Origin of the sequence: Pectobacterium sp. 1950-15 (assembly GCF_037136835.1) — a bacterium.
Classification (GTDB): domain Bacteria; phylum Pseudomonadota; class Gammaproteobacteria; order Enterobacterales; family Enterobacteriaceae; genus Pectobacterium.
Genome location: NZ_JBBBQR010000005.1, coordinates 126479 through 143620, shown reverse-complemented (window position 1 = coordinate 143620; position 17142 = coordinate 126479). Strand labels below are relative to the sequence as shown.

Genomic DNA, 17142 nt, shown 5'->3' with positions numbered 1-17142 from the left:
AAAAGAAGGTGTAGAAGAAAGACGTATTGCCCGTATTAAAAACACAAAGAAAAAGTATTTTCCGAATCAATAGGTTCGTTATCGTGAAAAAATAATTGTCGTAAAAATCGACTTCCCGCTGTCACTTTTTCATCGTCATTGCACAACTCATACGAAGACCAATAAAAACTGATTTGTTGAAGCAATTGACGAGGGAAAAATGAAAAAACGTAATACTGCCTCTCCCGCTCTGGGGTTGAGTTTTAAGAAACGCTTATTTTTTACTAACATGCTAGCGCTTAATTCTGCGCTATTCATCGGTGCGACGGCCGCTCCTGTGAGCGTCTACGCGGCGGGTGAAAATGACACGATTGCCTTTTCTATTCCGGCTGGCGACCTGCAAAAAGGCTTATTGGCTATCGCTAATCAAAGCAAACAGACGCTCTCTTTTAATCCTGCGCTGGTGGCGAATTATCAGAGTGCCGCGCTGAATGGCAACTATTCAACGCGTCAGGCTATTTTACGCTTACTGCAAGGCACGCCCTTATTATTGACGACGACGGATAATGGCACGCTGACGATTGTATCTTCCCGCGCCAATGATGCGGAAGTGGCGCAGGCAAGTGACAAAACGCTGCCAGCGATTACGGTCAGCGCAGGCAGTGAAGATGAAACCGTATTGAACCCCGGCACGTCATCTTCGGCATTACGCACCAGTACATCATTGCAGCAAACGGCACAGTCGGTGCAGGTGATCAGTAATAAGTTGATTACCGCCCGTCAGGCAACGTCGCTGGAAGATGCGTTAAAAAACTCCGGTAGTGTAGTGACGGTGCAGTCTAACCGGGGTACTCCCACCTATTGGATTCGCGGTTTTAACGTGACATCGGGCGCGACGGACGGTCTTGCCGGATCCAGCAACGCTGGTATTGGTCAGGGAACGGCTATCGATGGTATCGAACGTGTTGAGGTACTGAAAGGGCCGCAATCGGTATTGGCGGGAAGCAGCTCTGCCGCAGGGACGATTAACATCGTGCGCAAAAAGCCTGTGGCGGAGACGATCCGGCGCGTTAAGGTTGAGGCCGCGCGTTATGGTGAATTCAAAACTGCCATTGATCTCGGCGGTGCGCTCACGGATGACAAGGCTTTCAGCTACCGTTTAAATGCATCTACCATGAAGTCCAGTCAGTCTTATCCTGACTTCAACGGCAACCACAACGATTATTTGGCCCCGGCTTTCTCATGGAAAGGGGACGCGACACGGCTGACTGTGGGCGCGGAAATCAATCAGCTCCGTGATTCCGGCCCGGCAGGAACGTTCTACAATAACGGGGCTGTACAGAAACTCCCTGTTTATCGGCTGGGCGATAAGGACGATCACAACAAGCTGAAAACGACCAATGCCTATTACGAGTTTGAGCAGGATCTGCTGCATGGCTGGACGTTCAACAGTAAAGCGGGTTTCCAAAGCGCCTCTATGCAGGCCAAGATGAATGAAACGCTGCAAATCAATAATGATGGCAGCAAATTCAGTCATCCATTGGCCTATAAATCCACCAACCAGAACTGGAGCCTGCAAAACGATTTCCGTGGCAAAGTGGAGTTAGGGCCGATTACCCAAACATTATTGGTTGGGCATGATTACCAATACGGGCGCTTCACTAGCTACGATGGCGACTTTACGTTGCTGACTAACGGCAATGTCTACAATCCTGATTCGCTGGTCTATCCCGGTATTGGTGAACCCACCAGCCGTACTTATAGCTCGAAGCTGATCCAGAGTGGTTTCCTGTTGCAGGATCAAATTGATCTATGGGAAAGATGGCACGCTCAACTTGCTCTGAAGCGCTCCAGTTGGAATAACTCTTATCTGGTGGGAACGCGTCCTTCTAATTATTCCACGAGTAAATGGATTCCAAATTACGGGCTGAGCTTTGATATTACGCCTGATATTACGATTTATGCCAATTTGCTGAACAGCTTCAGCGGTAATGCTCAGGTGAGTCGTACCGGAGAAACTCTGCCGCCGACAACGGGGAAATCCAAGGAGGCAGGGTTGAAGTTCAACTTGCTGGATGACGACCTGACATTAACGACGGCTTTCTTCAGTCTGAAACAGCAAAATCTGGTGGTGTTCCAGAATGGGATTGCGGTCGGTACGGAAGGGCGTGAAACACAAGGTTTTGATGTGGATCTGAATGGCACTGTGTTGCCAGGATGGGATATCACGGCCAGCTATACCTACTCGGAAAACAAAGATCCTTCTTTGGTTCAGTCACAGGGATCGCCACGTCATGCCAGCAATGTCTGGACATCCTATGAAATTCAGTCAGGGAGTCTACAGGGCGCAGGTGCCTCTGTAGGGGTGAGCGGCACATCACGAGCCAGCAGTGGTCGTGGTACGCAATCCTTTGATATCGGTAGCCAATACTCTACAGATGCGTCCGTCTTCTATCGCCAGCCTGTATGGTCGCTGACGCTGGGCGTCAATAACGTTTTCGATCGTGATATCTATTATCCATCATCCACACGTTCGTGGGTGGGGGTAAAAGATGGTCGAGTATGGCGTCTCACCGGGACGTATTCGTTCTGATAATCCGTTTGGCGAAGACGAAAACGGGTATTCATACGAATCAGCAGGTAGATACGGCGCATGAACGCAAGAGAGACAAGTACGGCAAGACCGGGCATCAGCCAGATTCTGATGCCCTATTGGCAGACGTCAGAGAAATATCTGGCGCTGTTTATTCTGGCGGTGATTATTAGCATTAATCTGGGGACAGCCTATATCAGCGTGGAGGCGAACCGGATAGCGGGGAAATTTACCGATGCGCTGATTGGGCTGGATTGGGAGCAAATAAAACCGCTATTTATCTTCAGTTTTGTGCTCGGTTTGGGAGCCATGATGCTGAGGTGGGTAAACGTACTGAGTCAAGGCTATCTGGCGCTGCGCTGGCGTACCTGGATGACGCTCCACTATATTCGGCGGTGGACGGGAACATCGGCTTATTACCAAATAGAAAGGGATGGTGCGCTGTCGAATATCGATCAGCGCATCGCCGATGACGTTAACGAGCTGGTGTCGGCCTCGCTGAATTTTTTTCTCAGCATTATCTCGGTCATCATCAGCACCGTCACGTACACGGCGCTGCTGTGGTCGGTGTCCGGCGTGCTGCGTTTTTCATTTATGGGCAGCGACTGGGCGATTCCCGGCTACATGGTCTATGCCCTTTACATCGAGTACGTGCTTCAGGTCGCGCTGTCGCACTGGCTCGGTAAGGCTCTGATCCGATTGAATATGAATCAGCAGAACGCGGAGGGAGACTTCCGCTTTCTGGGCGTTCAGCTACGTGAAAATGCTGAACAGATTGCCTTCTATCAAGGCGGGGCGCGAGAAGGAGAGCGCCTTGCTCAGCGCTTTGCCCGCGTGCGTGATAACGCGCTGTCTGTGCTGCTGCGCGGTTTCAAAGTGTCGTTTGGCCAGAGCCTGTTTAGCCATTTCCTTTCGCCCTTACCGACGCTGCTGGCTTTACCGCTGTTATTAAGCGGCGAGATTACCTTTGGCGATATGACACGGATTCAGATGGCCTACGGCTCTCTCGGTGCGACGCTGAGTTACTTTATGCAGGCGTATCAGTCCTTCACGCGCTGGCTGGCGCTGACGAAGCGTTTGCAGGATATGGAGGAAGCGCTGAATAAAAGCGAGCAGTCGCCATCGCCTATTCGGATTACGGATCATGATGGCTCTGATTTTTCCTGTCAGAACCTGCGGTTGTTTACGCCAGCGGGGCGGGCACTGACGGCGTTAGATAACTGGCAGGTGTCGCCGGGCGAGCGCTGGATGATTAACGGGGCGTCCGGTGTAGGGAAGAGCACGCTACTGCGCGCCTGTGCCGGTCTGTGGCAGCACGGTAGCGGGGCGATTGCCAGGCCTCGCCGCTGTCGCACGCTGTTTTTACCGCAAAAAAGCTACCTTCCAACAGGCACGCTGAAAGCCGCGTTGTGTTACCCCGGTCAGGCGCGTGATTTTAGCGATGAGGCGTGTCGGCAGGCGCTGATAGACAGCGCATTACCGAACATGGCCGAACAGCTGAATGATGAAGATCGCTGGCAGCATCGGCTATCTGGCGGTGAACAGCAGCGAGTGGCGATAGCCCGCACGTTACTGCATCGACCCGATTTTATTTTTCTGGATGAAGCCACGAGCGCGCTTGACCCGGAGACGGAACAGCGGGTTTATCAAGCGCTGGTAAACGCTTTACCTGACAGCGCTATCATCAGCGTGGCACATCGTGAAACGCTGGCTGCTTTCCATACTCATCATTTACATCTGACACCGCTAACCGGAAGTGATAACCATCATGATAGGGAAAACCAGACTGGCGATGACGCGCCACGGTATCAACGTACTGATAGTGCTTTTAGCGAGCGTGGCCTTGCCTGGCGTGGCGAATGAGTCGCCCGATCTGAACCGCGAGGATTATCGCCGTGTGCGGGAGCTGGGACAGTATTACCGGACGCTGGTTGACCATTATCCGGGGCGGATGATGTGGCAGTCGGATGGTCAGTCATTTGTTTATCGTCGCTCGGTTGTTGCTACAGCAGATAGACCCAGTGGTTATGAATTTATGCGGGTGGAGATTGCCAGCCAGACTCAGCGGCCTGCTTTTGATCACGAGCGTCTGGCACAGGCGCTCAACCCATTACTCACTAAGCCAGTGACGGCGACGACACTGCCGTTTGAACAGGTGGATTATAACGAACAGGCAAAACTGTTATTTATCCCTCAAGGGGCACGACTGCTTGGCTGTGATATTCATCTCTACCAATGTCGTGTTGTGTCCGATCTCTCTCAATCAGCAGAACAAAAGCAAGAGGTTCCCGCGTATCAGAGCCGGATATCGCCCGATGGGAAATGGGAGGCGATCGTTGATAATCACAATCTGGTGCTGATCGGTAAGCAGGATGGTGAACGGATCACCATCACGCAGGACGGAACAGCAGAGAATGAGTACGAGATCGAACGATTGAGCTGGTCTCCAGATAGCGCGAGAGTAGTCCTGTTTCGTACTCAGCGGGGTGAGAAACGTTATGTTCACTATATTGAATCTTCCCCCACAGACCAGTTACAGCCGAAACATCGTCAGATTGCCTACCCCAAACCGGGCGATGTATTGGATAGACCTCAGCCCGTCGTGATTGAAGTGGCTTCACGACGTATTACGGCTATCGACCCGGCGCTGTTTCCCAATCCCTATTCGCTCTCTTACCCCGTTTGGCAGAAAGGGGGACGTGTTTTCACATTTGAATATAATCAGCGTGGCCATCAGGTATATCGGGTTATTGAAGTGGATAGTGAAACGGGTAAGGCACGCACGCTGATTAACGAAACGTCGGACACGTTTATCGATTATATGCCGCTGACAGGGGTGTTGACCGGTAGCGGTAAATATTACCGGCACGATCTGACTAACGGTACAGAGATCGTTTGGGCTTCAGAGCGCAGTGGGTGGCAGCATCTGTACCTGTATGATGCGGTGACCGGAACAGTGAAAAACGCCATTACCCAAGGTGATTGGGTGGTGCGCGCCGTTAACTGGGTTGATGAAAAGAATCGGGTCATTTACTTCAGTGCATCAGGCATCAATCAAGGTGAAGATCCCTATTACACACACGGCTATAAAATCGGCTTTGACGGTAGCGAGTTGACGGCATTAACACCGGAACCCGCCAACCACACGCTGAATTTTTCACCCAACGGCGATTACTATATCGATACCTACTCGCGCTACGATCTGCCGCCGATCACCACGCTCTATCGTACGGTCGATAATCAAGCCGTTATGCGCGTCAATACCACCGATATCAGCCGTTTGCGTGCTGCTGGCTGGCGTCCTCCTGTTCCGTTCATGGCGCCGGGTAGAGACGGTAAAACCGAAATCTGGGGGCTTATTTATCCGCCACGTCATGTTAATGAAGGGGAAAAATACCCTGTTGTGGAGGGGATCTATGCCGGGCCGCATGGCTCTTTTGTGCCGAAAGATTTTTCCTTTTGGCCCGAACCCTTGACCGAATTAGGCTTTGCTGTGGCAAAGATTGACGGTATGGGCACCAATAACCGCTCGCGTGCATTTCACGATATGGCATGGCGTAACCTCAAGGATGCGGGTTTCCCCGATAGGATTCTGTGGCATCAGGCAGTAGCACGACAGTATCCCTGGTATGACATTGCTCGTGGCGTCGGTATTACCGGTGTTTCTGCGGGTGGGCAGAGTGCGATGGCAGCACTGCTCTTTCATCCTGAATTTTATACTGTCGCGGTGGCGGATTCTGGCAGTCACGATAACCGTATGGATAAAATCTGGTGGAATGAGCAGTGGATGGGGTGGCCAATAAGCAAGGAGTATACGGCGTCTTCCAATGCAGAAAATGCCTGGCGTTTGCAGGGTAAATTGTTGCTGATGGTGGGGGAGTTGGATGAAAACGTTGATCCATCCACCACGATGCAGGTTGTCGATCGGTTGATTAAAGCCAATAAGGATTTTGACCTGTTCTACATGCCCGGTGGAGGCCATGGTGTAAGCGGCAGTGCATACGGTCAGCGGCTGATGTGGGACTTTTTTATTCGTCATCTCGCAGGGCGCAAAACACCCGACTGGAACAGCCCGGTGGAGCAATCACCCTGACACTAAAGGGATTCGCCGATGTCATCATCGGCGAATAAGACATCCATCATACCCTGTGGGTTATTTAAAAACTGCCGCGTGATTTGATAGTGCTCGGTCTCCTGCCAGGCGACCTGCTGAATGCCATTGTCATCGAACTGATAAATCACCGCGTTGGGGTAAGCCAGAATAATAGGCGAGTGGGTGGCAATGATGAACTGACATCCCGTATTCACTAGCTGATGGATGCGCGCTAAGGCTGCAAGCTGTCGGGTTGGAGAGAGTGCCGCTTCCGGTTCATCCAGCAGATAAAACCCGTTGGCACCGAAGCGATGGTTTAACAGCGCCATGAACGATTCGCCGTGCGATTGCTGGTGTAGCGAAACACCACCGTAAGCCAGTTGAATCAGACCAGGGTCAATATTTTCTATTTCTGTCGCGACGTTGAAAAAACTTTCTGCCCGTAAAAAATAGCCGGTGCGTGGACGTGTTATACCTTTGACGATGCGGATGTAGTCGCTCAGGTTGGAATGGGAGTCGCGTGTGCTGAAATTGAAGTTACGCGATCCGCCTTCCGGGTTGAACCCCATCGCGATCGCCACCGCCTCTAAAAAAGTTGATTTTCCAGAGCCATTCTCCCCTACAAGGAAAGTAACATCGGGGTGGAAGCGAATCTTTTCGAGATCGCTGATTGCCGGAATGCTAAAGGGATAATGCTGGGGATCACGTATTTTCTTTGGATGAAAATAGACACGTTGCAGATAGGGTTTGTCACGTTGTTCCACCTTATTTACCTTTTGATATTGAAGGCATCTTATTTTTTTCCTAATAAAGTGCCTTTATTTGGATGATGGAAAATTTTCAGAGTGATAAAACCAGCAGTCAGTAAAATAGTGCTGGCTAGTAATGCTTTAATGAGTGGCGGAGAGCTTGAGAAGAATAGGTCGAAAGTCGCCGTGGTTAGAGAAAATAATATCGTGATGGCGGTAATAGCTAGGACGTCATAGGGTGATATTTTGTGCCTGAATATGATTGCCTTAGCTGCTAACACGATGATGGCGCCGATGATATATCCAGCGATGGATGCTGCGGTACCTGAATAAGGATTATTCTCGATTGCAAAGTAACCTGCGACGAAGAGGATTAAAATGCTGGAAATAACAAAGGGTAAAATTATTCTTTTCACACCATTTTCCCTTATTGAACTGATTGAGAATTAAGAGCCCAGATTGCGTTATTTTACGGTATGTGTGAATTTAGGTCTCATGATTAAATTGGTATAGAACAGAAGAAATATGAATATATACCTTGAGCTGCTTGTGCGTTAGCGACATTTTAATTTGAGTTTTTCCGTGATGATGGAAATCTTATATTGACGCCGACGGAGACCGTCGGCGTCATGGCTATCAGAAGGAAACGTCAACGCCGCCGCGCAGCACTTCTTCGTTACCGCGATCGGCAAAGTGTTTGTCAGCACGCAGGAAGAAACGGGCATCGGCGGCTTTACCCACGTCCAACCTCACACCTGCCCACTGCGAATCTTTATCCAGTCGGATGCCGGGAATATCCAGGCGCTCACCTTCGCGGCCCAGACCGCTCCAGCGGGCAGAAACGTCGAGCGACGGGTTGGTAAACGCGTGTTGATATTCTCCGCTAAGGCCGACGCTGCTCCACCATCCCTGATTCCATTGCAACAGCGCTCGCAGGTTCACCCCCGTCAGGCCAACGGTACGGGAATAATCGTTGCCTTCTCCCGTCAGGCCGAACGCACTGCCGGTGTCCGTAAAGCTGCCGGTGGACAGGTAGCTGTATTTGAGCCCGGCATAGGGCTGCACGCTAAAGATATCGTTGAGCGCCAGATCGTAGCCCGTTTTGAGCAGACCCTGCCAGCTATCGCTTGAGGTGCTGCTGGAAACCGCCTCAACATTGTCCAGCAGGATAGAACGCTTCAGCTTATCGCGGCCGTGCTGATAGCTCAGGTTGCCCTGAACATACCATTCTGGCGTGAGATTATATCGGGCGTAGGTCATCACCCCGTGCAGCTCATTCTCACTGCTGCCGCCACTACCGTCGTAGTCGGCTTTGATCTGACTGTTGGTATAGGCAATCCCGGCGCGTAATCCAGGGGTGTTGAAGTCGGTATCCGTGCCGATGGCCGTCAGCGTGATGTCGTAATGGCTGCCCAGATAGCCCGACTGTTTCAGGTCACCGCGCAACTTGCCCGTCTCAATCCACAGGCCGTAGCTTTTCTCTCTTCCCAATAAATCCAGACGGTTGTTCAGCAACTGATTCTGATAATCCAGGCTGTTAAACAGAATCGCGTTGCTGGAGGCGTGCGCCTGACCAGACAATGAATCTAGCGCAACGGCGGCGGCGCTCGCGCTGCCTAACTGTTGAAACGCAGCGGCCTTCGCCAGTAAACCGGATTGCTGTGCGGACGTTGACGATTGGGCAGACCAACGGTCAGCGACCTGTAATGCTGACTCGATATTGGCCGCCGTTTGCAGCTGTGCAGCACTGCGTAAGCCGCTGGCGGTTACCGCATCAACAGTATTCAGACGGCTGAAAGCGCCGATCACATCGTTACTGCCGTAGGTCAGGTTGCCGGTCAGGAACAGGCCGAGGTCGAGATTGCTGAACGTACCGCTAATGCCCTGATTACTGTGCAGGAGCGTTTCTTGTGCCTGAACGATATAGGTGTTGCTGGGGAGACCAACGCGTAACCCGCCATCCAGTGCCGCGCGGCCTTCAACGGTGAATGGATTGGCTAACGTTACGCTCAGCAGGCCGGTACTGCCCTGCGTGTAATTGCCTGCGACGGTCAACCCGCCATCTGCGGTGGTGGCAACGATACCCGTGTTACTCACATTGCCGCCAATACGGCCTTTTCCTGCCAGCGTGCCGGAGCCGGATACGCTGGCATTGCCCGTAATTGAACCATCAACGTACAGGCTGTTGGCGGTAATCAGCGTGTCGCCCCTATAGGTGTTACTGCCGGTTAAATGCAGAACGCCTCCCGCATTGCTGGCGCCGTTGACAATCAGGCCGTAATCACCGCTGATATCGTTAGCAAACGTGTAGTCACCCGCCGTTAAACGAGCGGTGAAGTTATCGGCATAAAACATGGCCGGGCCTTTTACCGCTTTATCGACGTTCAGATCGCCCCAGCCAAAGGTGTCATTGTAAGGCCTGCCGTTGGCGGTGTCGGCGACGGTGATATAAGCCGGACGGAAAATAACGGCGGTAACATTCCCCTCGCTGTCCCTGATGGTTTCATAGTAAGAATTATCCGCGTCGTATCGTCGATAGCCATCGGTGTGATAGGTCGCGGTAGTGAGCAAGGTCTGTTGCAGGTTGTAGCCCGTCATCCATGGGTAAGTCGCCTTGACAAGCGAGGCGCCTCCAGCGACGCGCGGAGCCGCAAACGAGGTGCCATGACTGCGTTCTATGGTGCTGCTGTTAGCCAGCGGATAATCGACGTAGCCCGGTGCGCTCATGCAATAGGCCGCGACATTACCACAGGCATCAAAGAGATAGAGTTCTGAAGGGCGTGTGGTGCCATCATTGCCTACCCATTCGGGAACATAGCCGGTAACGGCCAAAATCCCTTTCTGCAGCGAGGCATCGTCAAAAATCAGTGGGATCTGGGTATTGGGGGACGGTGTGGAGGTGGCATTGTTCCCGGTAGCGACAATACTTAGCGCCTCGGCATCGACAATGCTTTTCAATTCGTTACGCACTAAGAGATAGCTAAAATTGTTTCTCGCGGCGTTCAGTGTCTCGGCGGTTGTTAATCGCTCATCTGCCGCATAGGACATATTGATGATTTTCACGCCTGAATTGAGCAGCCAGTTCACGGCAGACGTGGTGTTTTGATAATCGAAGCGGTTATTTAACGACGTTTGCGCAATATAGAGTTCGCTGTCTGGCGCGACGCCTCCCGCATAGCTTTCCGTTGCCAAACCCGCTAACGTTAATGCCACCAGCGTACCGTGGCCGTTCACGCCCTGATTATCGTTAAGCTGCGAACTGCCGCCGACAAAAGAGGCAAAATGCAGGTTGCTGTAATTAAATTCTGGGCGCGCGGCTTCCAGACCAGAGTCAATAATGCCTACCTTCACGGCAGATGACGTCGGCGTTTCCGGCGTAGTGGGTGTGGTTGGCGTCGTCGGCGTAGTGGGCGAGGGCGTCGTTGGCGCGACGCTGGCAGTTTCACCGGCGCCCCCTCCGCTACTTCCGCAGCCTGCCAATACCAGTAACGCGAGACTGATATGGGCAGCGATGATTGACCGCCTGAATACGTTATTTTTTAATGAATTGGTGCTTTTTAATGAGAATAGCTGCGCTGCTGTCATTATATTTCCCTGTATTTTTAGAACATGGAACCGCCTCCCAGAAAAAACAGGGATTTGGAAAGCCAATTTCCGCTACTGAGAGGCGTTATTCTGGTGAATAAACCTTATTTGCACGAAGGACGGTTTCTGGTAGAAAAGAACCTTATTCCCCTTCACCGATCTTTGTGCAACAACCACAGGAAAGTGACAGCGCGAACCCTATTATTTTTTGCTGAGTCAGGATAAGCCGATGCTGGAATTACGCCCCAACTGTGAACACTGCGACTGTGATTTGCCGCCGGACGCCGAAACGTATATCTGCTCCTATGAATGTACGTTCTGTCCCGACTGTGCGGAGACCGTGTTTCACCACGCCTGTCCGAACTGCGGCGGTGGTCTGGTCAAACGGCCTGTGCGTCCGGCCCGCTGTCTGGCGAACGATCCGGCTTCAACGATCCGTATCGTCAAACCGCACTGACAGGGCGAGGAAGGCGGCATGTCCCCGCTGTCGTTGCAAAAAATGGAACATCTCGTTCAGTAATTCCCGATTTCTCCTTTTAGCACGCGGCGTATAGTGAGCATTAACCGTACTTTATGACGAATGCTGGCAGAGGGTGGCGTTCGGCGCAGGTTCTCAGGAGAGAAACGTGAATCAAGATTATGTTGTTGTTCAGCAGCCTTCGGCGGCGAATCGGTTAATCCTGTTGTTTCATGGCGTGGGCGATACCGCCGCGGGCATGGCACAGATTGGGCGCTATTTTGCCGCCGCCTTGCCGCAGGCGATGGTGATCAGTATCGCCGGGCCGTTCAGCACCGGCTATGGCGACGGTCGGCAGTGGTTCTCTGTGCAGGGGATCACGGAAGAGAATCGTTTATCTCGTATTGAAGCAAACCTGCCGCGTTTTGTGGAGACGGTGCGCCACTGGCAGGAACAAAGTGGCATGAGTGCGGAACAAACCGTGCTGGTGGGCTTCTCTCAGGGCAGTATTATGTCGCTCGAAGCGTTGAAGTCAGAATCTGCGCTGGCCAGGCACATTATCGCGTTCAGCGGCCGCTTTGCCGTGTTGCCAGAAAAAGCCTTTGCTGATGTTACGGTACACCTGATTCACGGTGAAGCGGACGGTGTGATTGTGGTTGGACACGCTCATGCTGCCGCTGAGCGTTTTCAGAGACTGGGGACTGCGTTTACGTTGGATATCGCGCCCGCTGTTGGGCACGGGATTGATGAACGGATGCTGAAACAGGCGTTGGCCTATCTCAAATAACCCGCTAGTTCCGCCATACTCTAATCTGCCTGTTCGTTGGTTTCCTTTACATGCCGGTCCGTTACAGGGCTGGCTTTGCAGGAACACGGGCATATGTCGCTCAACGTGCGAATGTGTTATCACGCTACTCGAATTATTTAGCGTTCATTCCATCAGATTCTCTTATTGCTTTTTTTTCCTACGCTGCATTCAAATTCGAGTATGTCATTTAGGAATGAATTTTTATCCATATTAAAAATAAAATAATCCATATTTGGATGTTAAATAATATAGGCAATGTTTTTATTTGTGTTGAGTGTTCAATATTTATCTTCTTTTTTCCGATATAAATATTCCATCCTTATGGAAAAAGAGGGTGTGCCATGTTTAAACGCATAAAAGTCATTACCATCCTTGTTATCTTGTTGTTTGTCTTGGGGATATCTCAATTCTTAACCGGTGCGCTATCCGTTCGGGCACTGATTAACGACAGAGAGGGATTCCTTGTTTCCCAACGCTCTAACCAGAATGTGGCCGCCTTTACTGATGCATGGATTATGATGAATCAGACGCGCATCGCTATTGGCTCGATTATACAAAACATGATGATGGGGAATGCGGATAAAGAGGCGATGCAGGCGCTCTTACAGCAGGCTAAATCGCAATTGGCTGCCTCAGAGAGTAGTTATAAACACTATTTGTCTCTGCCTAATACGCCCGGATTGGATGACGCGTTATCCAAAAAACTTGAGGCGAGTTATACCGCTTACGACAAGCTGCTGAATGATATTGTTGATTCGCTTTCCGGCGGGTTAGCGGGGGCGGCGATGAAATTGAGTAGTGGTGCCACGCCGCTTAACGTGGCGATGCAGGACACCTACATTACGTGGCGTGAGGCGCAAAACCAACTGTCGGATGACGGCTTGAAGGAAAACCACACGGCGTTTGAAACGATGTTGTGGCTGCTGGGCGCTTTGTCCGTTGTTGTCGTACTGGTGATTATCCTCAGTTGGATCGGGTTGCAGCGCATTCTTTTGCACCCGCTGCGCACGCTCATGCGGCATATCAGCGCGATCGCCGAGGGCAATCTGACGCATCCTATTGATACCGCCGGCCGTAATGAAATGAGCCAGCTCGCGGCGGGGCTGCACCATATGCAGCAGTCATTAATCCGCACCGTGAGTCTGGTGCGCGACAGTTCCCACTCCATCCACTCTGGGGCGAGTGAAATCTCGGTCGGCAGCAACGATCTGTCTTCGCGTACGGAGCAACAGGCCGCCTCGCTACAGGAAACAGCCGCCAGCATGGAACAGTTGACCTCAACGGTGAAACAAAACTCTGACAATGCGCGTCAGGCTACGCAGCTGGCAAAAAATGCGTCAGATACGGCGAATAAAGGCGGCACTGTCGTCGATAATGTCGTGAAAACGATGAATGAGATCGCCGACAGTTCGCAAAAAATTGCCCACATTACCAGCGTGATTGATAGCATCGCTTTCCAAACCAATATTCTGGCGCTGAATGCGGCGGTAGAGGCCGCGCGTGCCGGTGAGCAAGGACGAGGTTTTGCCGTGGTGGCAGGGGAGGTGCGAACGCTGGCGCAGCGCAGCGCTCAGGCAGCTAAAGAGATCAAAACGCTGATTGATGATTCGGTTAGCCGCACCAATACCGGCTCTGTGCAGGTAAAAGACGCGGGCGATACGATGAAAGAAATCGTCAGCGCCGTGAGTCGGGTAACGGATATCATGGGGGAAATCGCGTCGGCGTCCGATGAACAAAGCCGGGGGATCGAGCAGGTCGGGCAGGCGGTCAATGAAATGGATCGCGTCACCCAGCAAAACGCCTCGCTAGTGGAGGAATCGGCTTCTGCCGCGGCGGCATTGGAAGAGCAGGCCAGATATTTACAGAACGCGGTGGCGGTGTTCAAAATTAATCAATCGGCAGCACAGGAACATCGCACCGAGAGTGCGCCGTCTCTTGCTGCATTACCGACATCGCTGTTGCCCAAACCCGCATCCTCTGGCTCGGCAAATGCGAACTGGGAAACGTTTTAGCCTAGGAGTCGTGCTGCTGTTCCCCAGTTAAAACAATAAAAACCGTCCGTAGAGCGGTAGTAACGGATAGATCGTAAAGACGCTGTGAATACGTCCATGTACGCTCGGCTTGCGCAGATATGAATCTCATCCCTGAGATTCACCCTTTCAGGGCCGTCGCAAGCGACGTTCAAAAACGTTCCTGACGTTTTTGTCCCTGGCGCAAACGCTTTACTCTTCTATTCCGTTACTCCCGTTTTCGTTCTGCAAATAGGTTTGTCGATGGTCGGATTACTTTATTCTCTGACACATGTTTCGACCAACAACCCGTTTTAAATGCGCTCAACGATCATCGCGATACCTTGCCCACCGCCGATGCACAGCGTCGCCAGCCCCAGCGTTTTGTTGTAGCTGTGCAGCGCGTGTACCAACGTGACAAGAATGCGCGCGCCGCTTGCTCCGATAGGGTGACCCAGCGCAATCGCACCGCCGTTGACGTTCACTTTTTCTGGATCGAGCTGGAGATCGCGCTGTACGGCCAGAAACTGCGCGGCAAAGGCTTCGTTGGCTTCAATCAGGTCGATATCGCCGATTGTCAGCCCGGCTTTGAGTAGCGCTTTCTGCGTCGCCGGAATCGGCCCCAGCCCCATGACTTCACTCGGTACACCAGCAGATGCCCAACTGCGGATACGCGCCAGCGGGGTAATCCCCTGTTTTTTCGCTTCGGATTCACGCATTAACACCAGCGTCGCGGCCGCATCGTTAATGCCGGACGCATTGCCTGCGGTGACGGTGCCGTTCGCGGAGAATGCCGGACGTAGCGCTGCCAGCGACGCTAGCGTGGTATCCGCACGAGGGAATTCGTCCCGATCGAAGATCCGCGTCTCTTTCTTGTTACGCAGTGACAGCGGAGTAATTTCCGCCTTGAAGCGGCCAGCCTCAATTGCGGCGACGGCTTTCTGCTGGGACGCCAGCGCCACCCGATCTTGTTCTTCACGCGTAAGCTGGTAGCGCTCGGCGATATTTTCCGCCGTGGTGCCCATGTGGTAATCGTTAAACGCACACCACAGGCCATCGTTAATCATGATGTCAACGAGCTTGCCATTTCCCATGCGGTAACCGTGGCGCGCTTTTTCCAGCAGGTAAGGCGCGGCGCTCATGTTTTCCATCCCGCCCGTTACGCAGACCTGATTATCGCCGGACAGAATAGACTGTGCGCCGAGCACGACGGCCTTCAGGCCGGAACCACAGACTTTGCTGACGGTCAGCGAGGGGGTCTCAAAAGAGAGACCGGCAGCCTGACTCGCCTGATGTGCCGGGTTTTGACCCAGACCAGCTTGCAGCACATTGCCGAGAATCACTTCATCAACCGCCAGCGTGTCCGGCAGCGTCGACAGACAGTCACGAATGGTGGCTGACGCCATCTCGATAGCGGATGTGTTGGCCAGACTGCCTGCGAATTTACCGATTGCGGTGCGTTTGGCATTAACAATAACAACGGAGTCGTTCATGGTCGCCTCGATTAATGGATGCTGAAGGGTTTTAAATCGGCGGACACGATGAAGTTCGCCTCGGTTTTTTGGCGCAGTTCGTCCACGGTGATGTCAGGGCTGATTTCGGTCAGCACCATTTGTTGGTCGATAAACTGGAAGACCGCCAGTTCTGTGACGACCATGCTAACTTTATTGGCGGCGGTCAGCGGGTAGGTGCACTGGTGCAATAGCTTCGCATCGCCATTTTTGGCGCAGTGTTCCAGGGCGATAATGACCTTCTTCGCGCCGACAACCAGATCCATCGCGCCGCCCATGCCGGGCACCATTTTCCCCGGTACCATCCAGTTGGCGAGGCTACCGTGCTCGTCCACCTGCAAGCCGCCCAGCACGCAGACATCGACATGGCCGCCGCGAATCAGCGCAAAGGAAAACGCGCTGTCGAACATGGCCGCGCCGGGCACCATGCCGCATGCCTGACCACCGGCATTAACCAGATTGCTGTCCGGTTCAGTGATTGCCCCCAATCCTAAAAAGCCGTTCTCCGACTGGAAGGTGACTTCAATGCCGTGCGGGACGTAATTCGCGACTTTGGTGGGCAAACCAATACCCAAATTCACCACGTCGCCGTTTTTCAGCTCCAGCGCAACGCGGCGGGCGATTAATTCTTTCGCATCCATTATTTTTCTCCCAAATAAAGGTGATCGACCAGCGCCGCTGGGGTGACAATACATTCTGGTGCTAATTGACCAACCGGAATAACCTGTTCGCATTGCGCCACGACTTTCTTCGCGGCAAGCGCAATGAGCGGGTTAAAATTACGGGCGGTGAGATGGTAAATAAGGTTTCCGCTGGTGTCGGCAACACTGGCCTGTAATATGGCGAGATCTGCCATAATCGGCAGTTCTAATAAATAGGTAATGTCGTTAAGGGTTATTTTTTGTTTATTCTCTTCGACAATGGTGCCAACGCCTGTTGGCGTCAGAAAGCCGCCTAAGCCTGCACCACCACTGCGAATGCGTTCTGCCAGCGTCCCTTGCGGCACCAGCTCTACGTCCAATTCACCGGCGATCATGCGACGTCCGGTTTCCGGGTTTGTACCAATATGTGAGGTAATCAGTTTTTTTACCTGACCGCTGACAATTAACGGCCCAACGCCGGTATCGACAAAGCCGGTATCATTGCCGATCAGGGTTAAATCAGAGACGCCGGATTTAATGATCTCATCTACCAATAATTTCGGTGTTCCGACGCCCATAAAACCACCGAACATAATTGTCATTCCATCAAATAAATAAGAACGGAAATGGCTGGCATCAATGACTTTATTATTCATTGCATCTTTACTCTTAAATGATGACTCTGGAAAATGGCCGCACGAATCCCCACAGGTAAAT

At 52.3% G+C, this 17142-nt stretch carries 12 protein-coding genes; 6 read left to right on the top strand and 6 right to left on the bottom strand.

Translation table 11 applies throughout. The annotated features are described in order from the left end of the window. Nucleotides 1–199 precede the first annotated feature (199 nt). From WCT94_RS08025 to WCT94_RS08015, 3 genes are read left to right on the top strand one after another with little or no spacing between them, the layout of a single operon-like run. Complete coding sequence (locus WCT94_RS08025; protein WP_336868989.1) at nucleotides 200–2572, top strand: TonB-dependent siderophore receptor; 2373 nt, start codon at nucleotides 200–202, stop codon at nucleotides 2570–2572. Nucleotides 2573–2632: 60 nt separating this feature from the next. Next, on the top strand, nucleotides 2633–4435 hold the full coding sequence (locus WCT94_RS08020) for an ABC transporter ATP-binding protein/permease (protein WP_336868987.1): 1803 nt from the start codon (nucleotides 2633–2635) through the stop codon (nucleotides 4433–4435). Next, nucleotides 4341–6665 (top strand): S9 family peptidase, encoded by a 2325-nt coding sequence (locus WCT94_RS08015; protein ID WP_336868986.1) that lies wholly within the window; start codon nucleotides 4341–4343, stop codon nucleotides 6663–6665. Before WCT94_RS08020 ends, WCT94_RS08015 begins: the two co-directional genes overlap by 95 nt. A gap of 2 nt (nucleotides 6666–6667) precedes the next feature. Here the strand turns inward: WCT94_RS08015 and WCT94_RS08010 are convergent, their stop codons facing one another. The 3 genes from WCT94_RS08010 to WCT94_RS08000 form a co-directional block, all read right to left on the bottom strand. Next, nucleotides 6668–7429 carry an AAA family ATPase gene (locus WCT94_RS08010; RefSeq protein ID WP_336868984.1) on the bottom strand — a complete coding sequence of 254 codons (762 nt, stop codon included), beginning with the start codon at nucleotides 7427–7429 and terminating at the stop codon, nucleotides 6668–6670. 29 nt (nucleotides 7430–7458) lie between these two features. After that, nucleotides 7459–7830: a hypothetical protein gene (locus tag WCT94_RS08005; protein ID WP_336868983.1), complete on the bottom strand. Its 372-nt coding sequence runs from the start codon at nucleotides 7828–7830 to the stop codon at nucleotides 7459–7461. A gap of 220 nt (nucleotides 7831–8050) precedes the next feature. Beyond that, nucleotides 8051–10999, bottom strand: coding sequence for an autotransporter domain-containing protein (locus tag WCT94_RS08000; protein ID WP_336868982.1), 2949 nt, complete (start codon nucleotides 10997–10999; stop codon nucleotides 8051–8053). Between the two features lie 229 nt (nucleotides 11000–11228). Here WCT94_RS08000 and WCT94_RS07995 point away from each other — a divergent pair, with 229 nt between their 5' ends. The 3 genes from WCT94_RS07995 (at nucleotide 11229) to WCT94_RS07985 (ending at nucleotide 14276) form a co-directional block, all read left to right on the top strand. Further along, nucleotides 11229–11456: a DUF1272 domain-containing protein gene (locus tag WCT94_RS07995; RefSeq protein WP_336868981.1), complete on the top strand. Its 228-nt coding sequence runs from the start codon at nucleotides 11229–11231 to the stop codon at nucleotides 11454–11456. 169 nt (nucleotides 11457–11625) lie between these two features. Beyond that, nucleotides 11626–12243, top strand: a complete 618-nt coding sequence (gene ypfH / locus WCT94_RS07990; RefSeq protein WP_336868979.1) for an esterase — start codon at nucleotides 11626–11628, stop codon at nucleotides 12241–12243. 362 nt (nucleotides 12244–12605) lie between these two features. Continuing rightward, nucleotides 12606–14276, top strand: coding sequence for a methyl-accepting chemotaxis protein (locus tag WCT94_RS07985; RefSeq protein WP_336868977.1), 1671 nt, complete (start codon nucleotides 12606–12608; stop codon nucleotides 14274–14276). Nucleotides 14277–14587: 311 nt separating this feature from the next. Here the strand turns inward: WCT94_RS07985 and WCT94_RS07980 are convergent, their stop codons facing one another. Genes WCT94_RS07980 through atoD form a run of 3 tightly spaced genes read right to left on the bottom strand, consistent with a single transcriptional unit; the run spans nucleotide 14588 to nucleotide 17081 of the window. Continuing rightward, complete coding sequence (locus tag WCT94_RS07980; protein WP_256599655.1) at nucleotides 14588–15766, bottom strand: acetyl-CoA C-acetyltransferase; 1179 nt, start codon at nucleotides 15764–15766, stop codon at nucleotides 14588–14590. Between the two features lie 11 nt (nucleotides 15767–15777). Beyond that, nucleotides 15778–16425 carry a 3-oxoacid CoA-transferase subunit B gene (locus WCT94_RS07975; protein WP_180778345.1) on the bottom strand — a complete coding sequence of 216 codons (648 nt, stop codon included), beginning with the start codon at nucleotides 16423–16425 and terminating at the stop codon, nucleotides 15778–15780. Further along, nucleotides 16425–17081: an acetate CoA-transferase subunit alpha gene (gene atoD / locus WCT94_RS07970; protein WP_336868975.1), complete on the bottom strand. Its 657-nt coding sequence runs from the start codon at nucleotides 17079–17081 to the stop codon at nucleotides 16425–16427. The genes WCT94_RS07975 and atoD overlap by 1 nt, the downstream gene beginning before the upstream one ends. Between the last annotated feature and the right edge of the window lie 61 nt (nucleotides 17082–17142).

Bases quoted from the DNA above. Each gene is read 5' to 3' on its own strand.
- WCT94_RS08025 (WP_336868989.1), top strand. From the start codon at position 200: ATGAAAAAACGTAATACTGCCTCTCCCGCTCTGGGGTTGAGTTTTAAG.
- WCT94_RS08020 (WP_336868987.1), top strand. From the start codon at position 2,633: ATGAACGCAAGAGAGACAAGTACGGCAAGACCGGGCATCAGCCAGATT.
- WCT94_RS08015 (WP_336868986.1), top strand. From the start codon at position 4,341: ATGATAGGGAAAACCAGACTGGCGATGACGCGCCACGGTATCAACGTA.
- WCT94_RS08000 (WP_336868982.1), bottom strand. From the start codon at position 10,999: ATGACAGCAGCGCAGCTATTCTCATTAAAAAGCACCAATTCATTAAAA.
- WCT94_RS07995 (WP_336868981.1), top strand. From the start codon at position 11,229: ATGCTGGAATTACGCCCCAACTGTGAACACTGCGACTGTGATTTGCCG.
- WCT94_RS07985 (WP_336868977.1), top strand. From the start codon at position 12,606: ATGTTTAAACGCATAAAAGTCATTACCATCCTTGTTATCTTGTTGTTT.
- WCT94_RS07980 (WP_256599655.1), bottom strand. From the start codon at position 15,766: ATGAACGACTCCGTTGTTATTGTTAATGCCAAACGCACCGCAATCGGT.
- WCT94_RS07975 (WP_180778345.1), bottom strand. From the start codon at position 16,425: ATGGATGCGAAAGAATTAATCGCCCGCCGCGTTGCGCTGGAGCTGAAA.
- atoD (WP_336868975.1), bottom strand. From the start codon at position 17,081: ATGAATAATAAAGTCATTGATGCCAGCCATTTCCGTTCTTATTTATTT.